Below are 12,582 nucleotides of genomic sequence, written 5' to 3'. Positions count from 1 at the left end.
GAATAAAGTCGAGGAATTCCATACATTCAACCCTAATTTACCACTTGAAAAGGATCCATCATTTAAATCATGTACTAGCGTTCCATCTAAATATACTTTAATGTTTTCATCAAATGCCGCTACCTTTATGTGATACGTGTGTTCGGTATCAACCTGTACGGACTTTTCAGCTAGTACACTGACCTCCCCATTTTCAATTTTCATGACTTTCATGACATCATGTAAGGCATCAATATTTGCAAAGTACCCGTTTTCTGCAAGATCATCAGCACGGAAAACCAGCGCTCCAGCTCCCCCGCCGTCATGTTCAGATATTTTTATATCCGCTTCATACAAAAAATCATCTGCATTTTCTTCACTAACTGTAAAGGCATCGCCTTCATACGCTCCCGTTTTCCCAGCTAAAGAGTCCTTCCATGTGCCATTTATGGGATTCCAGCTAGATAGGTTTGTTAAAAAATTTGATGTATTCTCAAATTCTACGTTACGAAAGCTAGCTGTTGAGCTTTCTGCGGTTAAACCAAAGAAACCATTTTCAAACGAGCTGTCTTCTTGGTCAACGACAAGCTGTTCATCAACATAAACCTGTATTCGATCTTCTTCTACAACCACCTTCAAATGATAGGTAGCAAAAGTGTCGAACTTCATCGAGTGACGAGTCAGTTCCTCATTCATTCCTTCCACGTTCTTACTTAATATTACTGTATCGCTTTTTGCATCTAAGCGGACCATATAACCGTTTTGAGCATCCTTATCAGAACGAAATACCAGCCCTCCTTCTCCTTCTCTGGCATTCTTTTTATGGAGAGTGATGTCACCTTCATAGGTAAATGAACCGCCTTTGTCAGCTGACACGGCATAAGAGACCCTATCCAGACTGTTTGCTTGAATACCTCCATCAGGTCCAAACTCGCTTGCATATTCCCAATCCTTTAAGTTAGGGGAGGTATAGAACATAATCCTATCTTTAGCCGCTAGAGACATAACCCACTGACTTGATTCTTCATGCCAAAAGACCTTTGGATCTCTCCAGTCTGCAACGGGAGGATCTGGCATCACCGGATTCCCCTCATATTTATCCCAGCTTCTTCCATTGTCAAGGCTATAAGCTAGACTCTGTACCTGCCCGTCCGGTCCTGAGTGAGTAAAAATAGCTACCATTGCCTCTTTTCCAAAACCAGCTGTATTATCCCAATCTATGACAGCGCTTCCAGAAAAGATCTGGCCATGTTCATCTGGAAAAAGAGCAATCGGCAAGTGTTCCCATTTTACAAGGTCTTTACTTACTGCGTGGCCCCAATGCATCGGCCCCCATGTATTCCCATATGGATGGTACTGATAAAATAAATGGTACTCCCCTTCGTAATAAATCATTCCATTCGGATCATTCATCCAATTTGCTTCAGGGGAAAAATGGTATTGATTGCGATGTGGTTCATCATAATAACCATCCTCTTCGGCCATGCTTAAAGTAGACGGCAGACATACAACAATGAAACAGGTCAGTAAGACTAACAGCCGTTTCCCTGTTCTTTTTATCAATTTCCCACTCTCCTTAAATAGGATAATTAAGATACGTTAGGAACGTAACCGATCAATTAATACAGCAGATATAATAACCCCGCCTTTTACAACCAGCTGCCAATAAAAACTAACATCCATGAGAGTGAGTCCGTTTGTGATGACCCCCATAATCAAAACTCCAATAATAGTCCCCTGGATTTTTCCAGATCCGCCCGTCAATTTTGATCCCCCTAAAATAACAGCCGCAATAGCATCTAATTCATACATATTTCCTGCTGTAGGCTGACCGGAATAAAGACGGCCGGCCAGGACTACTCCGCCTAACCCGGCGAGCAGGCCACTGATCGAATAGACATTGATAAGTGTTTTCTTAACTTTGATCCCTGTTAGTCTGGCTGCTTCTTCATTCCCTCCGATGGCATAGATGTGACGGCCAAACATAGAATATTTCAAAACGAAAAACATGACGATATATACAAATAACATGATATAAATAGGTGTAGGAATGGAAAGAACAGAACCTGCACCGATAAACTTAAATGCACTCGACTCAAGGACCACAGGGTAACCACCACTTGATACATAAGCAAGTCCCCTGACATAAGTCATACTACCCAATGTTACAATAAAGGCGGGTAACCCAATTTTCGCTGTAAAAAAACCATTAATAAAACCAATGACATACCCTGCTCCAATACCAAGCATCATAGCTAGAATAGGGTTGATCCCGGCTTGGGAAGCCATTACAGAAACCACTCCTGATAGAGCCACAATCGAACCTACAGACAAATCAATTCCGCCGGTCAAAATGACAATCGTCATCCCAGCTGCCAAAATAGCAATTACGGAAACTTGTTTTAGGATATTGGTAATATTAGAAGTTTCTAAAAAATTGGGTGCGATGATTGTCATCACTATACATAACAAAACTAGAATAATAATCATTCCAAGGCGGTTCCATAGAAGTGACAGACTGTTTGCTATGTTAAATCCTGGTTGTGTATTTGACTGTGTGTTTGGCTGTGGATTTGGTGACAAAATGGATTTCATTTTCCATCTCCCCCTGTAGCAAGATTCATAATCTTCTCCTGTGTTGCTTCCGATTTGTGCAATTCTCCCATAATACTTCCCTCATGCATCACACAAATTCGGTCACTTACTCCCATGATTTCAGGAAGCTCAGATGAAATCATTAATACAGCATGACCTTGATCAGCAAGTTCAGATATAATCTTGTGTATTTCGGTTTTAGCCCCAATATCAACACCACGTGTTGGTTCATCTAAAAGCAATACTTTTGGATTGGTCGAGAGCCATCTTGCGATTACAGCTTTCTGCTGATTCCCGCCGCTTAATCCCGAAATAATTTGTTCGGCAGAGGCCGTTTTAATTCTTAACTTTTGAATATATTGCTCAGCTGAATGATTTAACGCCTTCCAGTTGATCTTTCCTTTCTTTGTAAATGTGTATAATTCAGCCATTAAAATATTTTCTTTTACAGACATATCCAGAAACAATCCTTGTTCCTTTCTGCTTTCTGGCACTAGAGCAAGCCCATATTTAATCGCATCTATTGGGGAATTAATATACACTTGCTTTCCTTCAATATAGACTTCACCATCCTGAATATTAGAAACACCGAATATTGACCTGACCAATTCTGTACGCCCCGCGCCAACTAATCCTGCAAAACCTACGATTTCACCAGGGTAAATTTTAAATGAAAGATCTTTAACAAAGGTAGAATCACTTAAGTTTCTGACTTCTAAGGCTGGTTTAGCCATTTCTGTTTTAATATAGTTACTAGATGTTCTTTGAAACAGGTCTTTCATATCACGGCCAACCATTAAACTTACTAAGTGATCTGGATTTGTTTCGCCGATTGGACCACTTTGAATCCATTCTCCATCTCTTAAAACCGTATAACGGTCAGAAATTTTAAATATTTCGTCCATACGATGTGAGATGTACACAATAGCTACCCTGTTTTTCTTTAAATCATTGATAATTTGGAATAACCGATCAATCTCCTTATCTGTTAAAGAAGCTGTCGGTTCATCCATAATCAGCACCTCTGCATTGTATGAAAGCGCTCTCGCTATCTCAACCATTTGCTGCTGAGCAGTACTGAGTGTAGAAACTATAACTTCTGGGCTTAAATCCAGCCCCATGGAATCTAATACTTCCTTGGCGCGATTATGTACTTCCCCCCACTTAACCATGCCAAGTTTATTTCTTGGATACTTCGTCCCCATTAAAATATTTTCACTGATTGAGAGGTTTGAGGAGAGGTTCAGCTCCTGATGGATGACACTGATCCCTTTTTGCCTTGCGTGGAGCGGTCCCTTCCAAGAAATATGTTCACCCTTGTACGTAATTGCACCGCTTTCTTGGTCTGGGGTATAAATACCAGACAATATTTTCATTAACGTTGATTTTCCTGCACCGTTTTCTCCCATTAAAGCGTGTACTTCACCGGGATAAAGGTCGATATTGACATTTTTTAAAACGGTAACACCTGAAAAAGTTTTGCATATCCCTTCCATACTGAGGACAGACTCTACCGTAATATCAGATGTTCTTACTTTTTCATTTGTAAGCATGAACTTCCACACCCTTTCCCAGATTCATGCAAGGTCCTTAACAGAAGGACCTTGCATGGAGGTTTGGAAATCTTACCAGCCAGAATAAGAATCTACATTTTCCTGTGTAATTAGATCAACTGGAATTTTGACCACTTCGTCTACAGATTCACCTTCTAAAACTTTCACCCCTATATCCATAGCTTTTTTAACCATTTTGTCTGGGTGTTGTGCGGATGTACCAGCAATAGAACTTCCTTCCTTGTTCATCGCTTCGATCACATCAGGCGATCCATCGACACCTACGATATAAAATTCATCTTGGCGGTCTGCCTGCTGTTGAGCTATTTCAGCCCCTATAGCCACAGGATCGTTATTAGCAAAAACGGCGTCAATGGTACCAGATTCATTGGCCTGCAAGATGCCTTCCATAACCTTTAACCCTTGTTCGCGACTTCCTTCCCCGTTTTGTTTAGCAATCACTTTGATGTCCGTACCCTCGATGGTATCTTCAAACCCGGCAATTCGATCTTTTACAGCGGTTACAGGAGGCCCATCGATCACAACTACATTTCCTTTTCCGTTAAGGTCCTCAATGATATATTCAGCAGCAAGGACACCTGCTTGATAGTTATCAGAGGTAACCGTCGCCTCTATCCCGCCGTCTGCCCCTACATCAACAGCTATAACAGGAATACCGGCGGCATCTGCCTGTGCAACAGCACCTGCGATCCCTTCAGAATCAACAGCATTAAGTAAAATCAAATCCACACCCTGGGTTATAAAATTTTCAATTTGGGAGGTTTGTTTCGCTAAGTCTGCATCAGCAGCCTGAACGATGATTTCAGCACCCATCTCTTCAGCATAGGATTCCGCTGCATCACTCATCGAAACGAAAAACGGATTAGCCAGATTATTTAACGTTAAGCCAATTTTCAGCTTTTCATCCCCCGAATTGTCAGCGTTTTCATCCCCTTGCCCAGAAGTTTCATTGCTCACTCCGCAAGCAGTCGTAAAAAGTAGTAATAGTCCCATCAACACTACAGCAAAACTCTTATACCTTACCTTCATCTGTTTCCTTCCCCCTTTAGTAATCATTCTTATAAAGCGCTTACAAAACCAAGATCATTCCCCCCCTCCACCACCGAGCATACATAAATGACATTTCTTTCGTCTGCCATCTATGGCATATAATGGTTGATTGTTTTTGCTTATTATTGATGATATATGCACGAATAATTTTTGTCAATTAGTTTTTTAAAAATTTAAAATATTTGTATAACTTAGTGTTTTTACTATTAATCAAGGGGTCACTAGTTTTATATTTACTAAAATTCATACAATTCCATGATTATTTACGCTCATTTATAAACAAATGAGCATTGGAAGAGTCTTCCTATACTTTGAAACCTATTGAATGCTTTTCTTTCATCAGCAAAAATCGATTATAATAGGGAGAAGGAGAAAGGTGTGTGATTACAATATTTATGGAAGAACGGAAATCACAAATTCTTGATTACTTGCGTCATATGTCAAGGGCATCCGTACAGGACTTGAGCCAGCAGTTTAATGTGTCTGACTCTACGATACGCAGAGATTTAAAAGAGCTTGAGGAAACCGACAACATAAAAAGGACACACGGTGGCGCTATTCTCTTGCAGCCTGTGAGTTTTGAAGAATCCATAGGGAAAAGAAAAAAGGATTATATTAAAGAAAAAAAAGCGATTGCCAAAAAGGCAATAGAGTTTATTAATCACGGGGATGCCATTTTACTTGATTCGGGAACCACAACTTATGAACTGGTAAAGGAGTTAAAAACATTTAATAATTTGTCGATTGTTACCAACTCAATCATCATCATGCAGGAATTAGCAGATCTTCCCGGTCTAGAGGTAATGCTGCTCGGTGGAAATTTACGAAGAGAGACTTCAGCGCTAGTCGGTCCTTTTGCCGAACAGTCTCTTAACATGATCCGAATTGATAAGGCTTTCATAGGGACAAATGGAATTGATCTAAAAGATGGGATTATCACGACCCCTAACCTTACAGAAGCGCGGATTAAACGGATGATGATCACCAATGCCCGGCACACCATACTTCTCAGTGACCACAGTAAAATTGGAAAAGTGAATTTTGCAAAAGTTGCAGATCTTACCGAAATTGATTTTTGTATTACTGATGAGATGGTCCAGACCAACTTTGAGGAAGAAATGCACCGCTATGATGTCAATGTACATATGGTAAAAGCATAGTTTTCGTAATATTAAGGCGATGCTCTCAACCCTGTAGTGTATCCTTTCTAAGGAGTTACTCGGCTGCAAGGTAATTCATCTTCTATTTTTGCTGATCGTTCCTCCCCGGAAAGGGTATGGTCTGTGCTCCTGAAACAAGAAAAAAAGCTGCAGAAAACAAGGGGGTTCTTAACAAGCTGAGGAGAGTGCTGTTGCACTCTCCTTTTTTACATTGTTTAGCAAGGGTGGGGGATAGAGCATAGAGGAAGTCGTTTTAAAAATCAGGAATGCACTTCTAATGGCCATACCACTCCTGTTTCTTGAGTTCTTTTTCTATAGAGTCAATTAAACAGGAGCAATTTTAGTAGCTTAAGGAAATTACCTTGCACTATATTTTCTAATTCAAATGAATCAGAACTAAAGGAACATTTAATGTGGTTAATACCGGAAAAAAAACTATTAAAAAGAAAATAATACTAATAAAACCAATAACTAGTAGATAAATAAACCTATATTAAGAGAGTTCATCCTCTTAGACAACATGGGGTGGGGGCTAAGAGGTGCAAAAGAATAGGATAATAAACCCGAATGTGGAATCGATTCCTCTATCTTTAGGATTAATTTTTAATAAAATGTAATCGTTCTATCAAATTTGTATCAAGCGTTTACATTGTAGTTACTGCCCGCTTATGGGGACAATATACTCCCTTCTTTTGCCACTGGAAAATGCATTTGTTTTATCATCATCCATGTATTAGATTTATGTCGAAAGCTTTTATACACAAATTTTTTAAGGAGTGTGAATGATGAAGAGAGGTAAAAATTTATCAGTAGTACAAGGGGTAGCATTATCCGCTATCATGTTAGTGGGAGGATTGGTACAGACACCAGGAATCGCAAGTGCGGCAGAGAAAAGTGAAACGGAAACAGCGGTTTGGTCCCGTGAAGACGCTCAGGATTTTAACCTAAATAAAGGAAATACCGCACCTGACATTGACAACATTGATCAAGTCGCTCCTGATTATTGGGTATGGGACACTTGGCCGTTACGCAATCGTGATGGTTCCATCACGACAGTAAACGGGTACAAAGTTGTGTTTGCACTAACAGCATCTAAAGAATATACATGGAGTGGCCGTCATGACGAAGCAAAAATTCGCTACTTTTATTCTAAGAACGGCAAAGATTGGAAGATGGGCGGTTTATCATATGATCCCGACAAAGCACTAGGATCCCGACAATGGGCTGGCTCTGCGATGATGGAAGAAGACGGAAAGGTTCACTTGTTCTACACAGCAAGTGGGCGTAAAGGAGAAAAAACCACGACGTTTGAACAGCGTTTGGCTAAAACGACGTTTGACATTGGTGTAGACAAGAAAAATAAATCTGTTGAGTTAAGCAATCATGGAGAGCATACGATTCTTGCAGAAGCTGAAGGGAAGTATTATGAAACACAAGAGCAAAAAACAGGGGATATCATTTATTCCTTCCGTGATCCTTGGTTCTTTAAAGATCCGAAAACAAACAAGGAATACATCATTTTTGAAGGAAACTCTGCAGGGCATGACAAAACTTTAGAACCTGAAAATATCGGCAGCGAAGAATTCAGAGAAAACCATGTAGTTCCAGAGGGTGCTGAAGACTACAACGGAAATATAGGAATTGCTTCAGCGGAGAATGAAGAATTGACAGAATTCGAATTGCTTCCGCCGCTTTTTGAAGCTGATGGAGTAAACCAACAGCTAGAGCGTCCACATGTTCTAGTGAAAGGTGGACAGTATTACCTGTTTACGATTACTCACCAGTTCACATTCGCACCTGGTCTAAATGGTCCAGATGGTCTTTACGGATTCGTTAACAATTCCCTTCGAGGAGATTATCAGCCATTGAATGATAACGGACTTGTTGTTGCGAACCCGGAAGATGATCCATTTATGACGTATTCTCATGCTGTCATGCCGAATGGTACAGTTATCAGTTTCGTGAATGAGTACATTGATGAAAATGGTAATGAACAGCAAGGCGGTACGTTCGCTCCTACTTTGAAACTTTCCATTAATGGAGATGAAACGAAAGTGAACGGTGCCCTTAAGCCTGGCCAAATTATTCCATCACACTAATAAGGGAGGAATTTCTATGAGTAAAAAGACTAAAGTCTTCGGTTCAATTCTTGGAATGGCAACACTGTTTTCCTCTTTACTTACTCCTGCTTCTGTATTTGCGGATGAAGGTAACTCCAATTGGACACGAGAAGATGTGACAAAGATTGAACAGAATGCTGATAACACAGCTCCTGAGATTTCGAAGGAAGATTTAGAAAGGATTGCGCCAGAATACCACGTGTGGGATACATGGCCACTTCGCAATAAAGACGGTTCCATCGCTACGGTAAATGGTTATAAAATCATTATGTCCTTGACGGCTCCTAGTGATGTCCTGCCCGGGAAGCGCCATGACATTGCTGAAATCCGCTACTTTTATTCTAAGAACGGGAAAGACTGGAAGTTAGGCGGAAAGGTGTTTGAAAATGGAAACGCGTTAGGTTCAAGGCAATGGGCCGGTTCTGCCATGATCGATGAGGGCAAGATCCACTTTTTCTATACGGCTACAGGTAGAAAAGGTGAAACACAATTAACCTATGAGCAGCGTTTAGCTAAAGCTTCTGCAGATGTAGACGTAGCTAAAGGTCAAATCGAGTTTTCAAACTGGTCAGATCATGAAATCATTTTAGAGCCAGAAGGAAAGTATTATCAAACAAAAGAGCAATCAGCTCAAGGCGATATTGCTTACGCATTCCGTGACCCTTGGTTCTTTAAGGACCCTAAATCTGGAAAGGAATATATTCTATTCGAAGGAAACTCCAACGGAGCTCCAGCAGAACGTTCATGTCAGTCTGAACATATTGGCTCAGAAGAATTTGCAGCTGACCATGATGCACCGGAAGCATCCAAGCTTTTCAATGGAAGTATCGGGATAGCAGAAGCGAAGAATAATGACCTGACTGACTATGAAATCCTTCCTCCAATCATGGAAGCGAACTGTGTAAATCAGGAGCTTGAGCGTCCGCATATCGTAACAAAGGGGAACCAGTATTACTTATTCACAGATACGCACAAGAATAAGTTTGCCCCTGGAATCACAGGGCCGGACGGGCTTTATGGTTTTGCTTCTGATTCATTGACAGAAGGCTATGAGCCGTTGAATGGAGATGGACTAGTTGTTGCGAATCCAAAAGATGAGCCATATCAGACGTATTCCTGGATGGTCATGCCGAATGGTACAGTCATCAGCTTTGCCAATTTCTATGACTTGAATGGACTGAAAGTCAGCGAGATCGGTCAGCAATCTGAACAATTCCAATTCGATCATTTTGGTGGAACCTTAGCTCCTTCTCTTAAACTTTCTATTCATAAAGATGAAACTAGAATCGTCAAAGAGATGGACGCTGGCATATTCAAATAAACACTAAAGTCAAAGGCTATATGCCTTTGACTTTTCAATTTGTTTAAAAATTTGATTGTCTAGTCAAAAAAATCCATTTTTAGTTAACGTGATATTATCGTGGATAGAAGAACACCAAACGGTTAGTGCAATAGCATCTTAGGGGGTTCACTCGCCATAGTGCGAAAAATTACCACTACTATATGATGGTAAAGCTATGGGTGGTTATTTTTTTGCGAATAAGACAGTATGAAATCATCAAGAAAAAAAGCTGACTAACCCCTCTAGTCAGCTTTTCCCTTTACTCTGCCGTATTTTCTTTCAAGGCTTTAATCGTACCGGTATGTACCCCTTCATGGTACAATGTGAAATTCAGAATTTCTCCAACTGTCGGCAGGGATAAGAAGGCTTCTGCCGCTTCATCATCCAGCTGCCCTGCGAGCGCTTCCTTCAGTCTAGCCGGCTGTTCCTCAAGCTCTTGCTTCAGCTCAGCAAGTGTCGGGATGTCGCCATGCCAATCGGCCGGTTTTGTGCCTGGTGCGAACAGTTTAAGATAGCTGGACGGCGTTTCGATCGGTTTGCCGCCGAACTTAGCAATCAATGAGTTTTGCACCACGTAAATGTGTCCGAGGTTCCAGCGGATCGTGTTCCTGAATCCTTCCGGCTGTTTATCCGCCTGTTCTTCTGTGACATTGTCCAATTCCTTCAACGTCGCTTTTCTTACCAGGTTGATCTGTTGAAAAATCTGTCCTTCGTTCATGTTATCATCTCCCTTCTTACCTATAATTCTAGCTTTCCACCTTACCGTCCTCAAACATTCAGCTCAGACTTGCCTTGGTTATATCTCTATATCAAACCAGTCAATATCCCATTTAGATCAGCACTAAATAAGCTCTTCCCAAATTACTAAAGGAAAGCCCCTATTGTTGAAGATTTGAAATTGAAATATAATTTAAAAGAACTCAAATGTTTTATTATATTCTTTATGTAATAACCATTAAACTTCCCTAACTATGGATTTTCCTTTGGTTTGATCTTTATCAAGCCATTGCCAATCTTCATGTAGCTCAATTTTCCCCTCAGAGTTTAAGTGGGGAACTGATTTGCACTTCCCTCCTCTGATTTCATTTGATGTGTTCACATGATTATATCGGAATTCTAAAGTGTCATCGGTATTTACTATTCCTACTAATTTCCCTTTGACTATCTCTCCCCCTGAGTAATCAGCATAAAGGATATTTCCTTCTTGATAGTAGTCAAAATAAGTTTTGGAAGATACTTCACCACTTTCCGTATTCTCTATTGAAACAAATTGGCGATTATTATAATGAATCATTTAATCCCTCCTTGAACTTGTAAGCTACAATATTATCATACAATTTTTAAAATTTGAATAAAAAAGGAGACATCCACTATTTTTGAATCGCCCCTATTCCTGAAGACTAGAAATCGAGATAACATTCATTACAATCACTAGATCCTTCCATTTCCTTAAGATACTTTCTTAGCGACCACAAACCATAAAACCAAATCCTCTTTGTTCCCAGCTGGATCTGTTTCTGTTTGAGTATGTAATGTCAGCTCTAAAACCTTAAAGTTAGATGGTAATTCATGGTCAATTTCTTTTTCATCATAAAAATGCAATGACTTACCATCATGTAAGAAGGTATTTTCCTCAATTTCTTCTCCAACCCCGAAATTCTTATGGTCTTCAGTAGATATGCAAGTAAAAATCATTAAACCTTCCTGCTTTAATAGCTTATTCATTTGGTTCATAAGTAAAGTACGTTCATCTTTTAAAAATAGGTGTAAAACATTTGATAAATAAATCGCATCAAAATTCTCCTTAGTATCATTTGGTTTAAGTACGTCTTCCACTTGATACTCTATGTTTCTTTCTCGGCACTTATGTTCCTGCATGCAAGCTTTATAGCTTCTGATGAGACATCTATACCTTTAACCTTAAATCCACTTTGAGCTAATTCTAAACTATTACTACCGTAACCACATCCTGGTACAAGGATTGAACGGATATGGTTATCTCTTAGATGCGGCAAGCTCATATCCACTGAAGGACATGGTGATCCACCCCAAATTTCCCCTTCTTTAAAACGTTCGTCCCAATACTTGGCCTGTGTTATCAATAGCTCTCCCTCCATATGGTTGCATTTATATATTACTACCAATTATTGCAAATCAGATCACTGAAGTCGATGTATTGCTCTTTTCTATTAATTTTAACTATCCAATTTGACAGCCTCGAAACCCCATGCTAGTATTTCTTTTAATCATAAATCATAATCTCTTATTCAGAGAGGTGGAGGGACTGGCCCTATGAAACCCGGCAGCCGAATCAATATACCTACGTTGATTTAGGTGCTAATTCCAGCGAAGCAAGTGCTTTGAAAAATAAGAGAGGTCGAATGTCTAAACCTCTCAAATTGAGAGGTTTTTGTATTTATGAAGAAAATTTAATATCGTATATCTTCAGGTGCTGCCTAAACCACTTCGATCTTAGGCAGCTTAAAAGGGAAGTCCGGTGTAAGTCCGGCACGGTCCCGCCACTGTATATAGGAGCAAACCTGCTTGCATGCCACTATCTTATTTATGAATCTCGATGGGAAGGCTCAGGTTTGTGTTGAACATAAGTCAGGAGACCTGCCTGTTGAACGTACACTAAACCTACGAGGAATAGGGAGGTGTTTTGGCGCGCATGCATTTTACGTCCGTATGAGTTTTTTAACGTCATAACCATCTCTCTAATAAATAGAGGGATTTTTTTATTGAAAAAATCATTAGGAGGC

10 protein-coding genes, 2 pseudogenes and 2 riboswitches are annotated in these 12,582 nt (G+C 40.1%); of the genes and pseudogenes, 3 read left to right on the top strand and 9 right to left on the bottom strand.

Annotated elements, in window-relative coordinates; all coding sequences use genetic code 11:
- The 5 genes and pseudogenes from ACTWPX_RS10650 to ACTWPX_RS10630 form a co-directional block, all read right to left on the bottom strand.
- Window positions 1-438 (bottom strand): annotated as a pseudogene (locus ACTWPX_RS10650) (family 16 glycoside hydrolase); the annotation flags it as partial.
- 48 nt (window positions 439-486) lie between these two features.
- A pseudogene (locus tag ACTWPX_RS10645) lies at window positions 487-1,464 on the bottom strand (family 16 glycoside hydrolase); the annotation flags it as partial.
- A 114-nt stretch (window positions 1,465-1,578) separates the two neighbouring features.
- Window positions 1,579-2,574 carry an ABC transporter permease subunit gene (locus tag ACTWPX_RS10640; RefSeq protein WP_443119750.1) on the bottom strand — a complete coding sequence of 332 codons (996 nt, stop codon included), beginning with the start codon at window positions 2,572-2,574 and terminating at the stop codon, window positions 1,579-1,581.
- Window positions 2,571-4,127, bottom strand: coding sequence for a sugar ABC transporter ATP-binding protein (locus ACTWPX_RS10635; RefSeq protein ID WP_443119749.1), 1,557 nt, complete (start codon window positions 4,125-4,127; stop codon window positions 2,571-2,573). The genes ACTWPX_RS10640 and ACTWPX_RS10635 overlap by 4 nt, the downstream gene beginning before the upstream one ends.
- A 72-nt stretch (window positions 4,128-4,199) precedes the next feature.
- Entirely contained in the window at window positions 4,200-5,177 is a 978-nt protein-coding gene (locus tag ACTWPX_RS10630; RefSeq protein WP_443119748.1) for a substrate-binding domain-containing protein, read from the bottom strand.
- Window positions 5,178-5,578: 401 nt separating this feature from the next.
- Here ACTWPX_RS10630 and ACTWPX_RS10625 point away from each other — a divergent pair, with 401 nt between their 5' ends.
- The 3 genes from ACTWPX_RS10625 (at window position 5,579) to ACTWPX_RS10615 (ending at window position 9,799) form a co-directional block, all read left to right on the top strand.
- Window positions 5,579-6,358, top strand: a complete 780-nt coding sequence (locus ACTWPX_RS10625; RefSeq protein ID WP_443119747.1) for a DeoR/GlpR family DNA-binding transcription regulator — start codon at window positions 5,579-5,581, stop codon at window positions 6,356-6,358.
- Window positions 6,359-7,143: 785 nt separating this feature from the next.
- The gene (locus ACTWPX_RS10620; RefSeq protein ID WP_443119746.1) at window positions 7,144-8,457 is read left to right on the top strand and encodes a glycoside hydrolase family 68 protein; all 1,314 of its coding nucleotides are present in this window, start codon (window positions 7,144-7,146) and stop codon (window positions 8,455-8,457) included.
- Between the two features lie 16 nt (window positions 8,458-8,473).
- Window positions 8,474-9,799, top strand: coding sequence for a glycoside hydrolase family 68 protein (locus ACTWPX_RS10615; protein ID WP_443119745.1), 1,326 nt, complete (start codon window positions 8,474-8,476; stop codon window positions 9,797-9,799).
- A gap of 280 nt (window positions 9,800-10,079) precedes the next feature.
- Here ACTWPX_RS10615 and ACTWPX_RS10610 read toward each other — a convergent pair whose 3' ends face one another.
- The 4 genes from ACTWPX_RS10610 to ACTWPX_RS10595 form a co-directional block, all read right to left on the bottom strand.
- Window positions 10,080-10,538: a DinB family protein gene (locus tag ACTWPX_RS10610; protein WP_443119744.1), complete on the bottom strand. Its 459-nt coding sequence runs from the start codon at window positions 10,536-10,538 to the stop codon at window positions 10,080-10,082.
- A gap of 237 nt (window positions 10,539-10,775) precedes the next feature.
- Complete coding sequence (locus tag ACTWPX_RS10605) at window positions 10,776-11,114, bottom strand: n-acetylglutamate synthase (RefSeq protein WP_443119743.1); 339 nt, start codon at window positions 11,112-11,114, stop codon at window positions 10,776-10,778.
- A 155-nt stretch (window positions 11,115-11,269) separates the two neighbouring features.
- The gene (locus tag ACTWPX_RS10600) at window positions 11,270-11,656 is read right to left on the bottom strand and encodes a hypothetical protein (RefSeq protein ID WP_443119742.1); all 387 of its coding nucleotides are present in this window, start codon (window positions 11,654-11,656) and stop codon (window positions 11,270-11,272) included.
- An 8-nt stretch (window positions 11,657-11,664) separates the two neighbouring features.
- Window positions 11,665-11,922 (bottom strand): class I SAM-dependent methyltransferase, encoded by a 258-nt coding sequence (locus ACTWPX_RS10595; protein WP_443119741.1) that lies wholly within the window; start codon window positions 11,920-11,922, stop codon window positions 11,665-11,667.
- 158 nt (window positions 11,923-12,080) lie between these two features.
- Window positions 12,081-12,194, top strand: a riboswitch (SAM riboswitch).
- Window positions 12,195-12,250: 56 nt separating this feature from the next.
- A riboswitch (cobalamin riboswitch) is annotated at window positions 12,251-12,458 on the top strand.
- Window positions 12,459-12,582: the final 124 nt, after the last annotated feature.

This window comes from Halobacillus sp. H74 (genome assembly GCF_052246715.1).
GTDB classification, from domain to species: Bacteria; Bacillota; Bacilli; order Bacillales; family Halobacillaceae; genus Halobacillus; species Halobacillus litoralis_A.
The sequence above is the reverse complement of the archived record's forward strand: the minus strand, read 5'-3'. Positions and strand labels throughout refer to the sequence as shown.

What these genes read in the sequence shown, in the direction of transcription:
- ACTWPX_RS10640 (WP_443119750.1), bottom strand. Translation starts at nt 2,574, where the DNA reads ATGAAATCCATTTTGTCACCAAATCCACAGCCAAACACACAGTCAAAT.
- ACTWPX_RS10635 (WP_443119749.1), bottom strand. Translation starts at nt 4,127, where the DNA reads ATGCTTACAAATGAAAAAGTAAGAACATCTGATATTACGGTAGAGTCT.
- ACTWPX_RS10630 (WP_443119748.1), bottom strand. Translation starts at nt 5,177, where the DNA reads ATGAAGGTAAGGTATAAGAGTTTTGCTGTAGTGTTGATGGGACTATTA.
- ACTWPX_RS10620 (WP_443119746.1), top strand. Translation starts at nt 7,144, where the DNA reads ATGAAGAGAGGTAAAAATTTATCAGTAGTACAAGGGGTAGCATTATCC.
- ACTWPX_RS10615 (WP_443119745.1), top strand. Translation starts at nt 8,474, where the DNA reads ATGAGTAAAAAGACTAAAGTCTTCGGTTCAATTCTTGGAATGGCAACA.
- ACTWPX_RS10610 (WP_443119744.1), bottom strand. Translation starts at nt 10,538, where the DNA reads ATGAACGAAGGACAGATTTTTCAACAGATCAACCTGGTAAGAAAAGCG.
- ACTWPX_RS10605 (WP_443119743.1), bottom strand. Translation starts at nt 11,114, where the DNA reads ATGATTCATTATAATAATCGCCAATTTGTTTCAATAGAGAATACGGAA.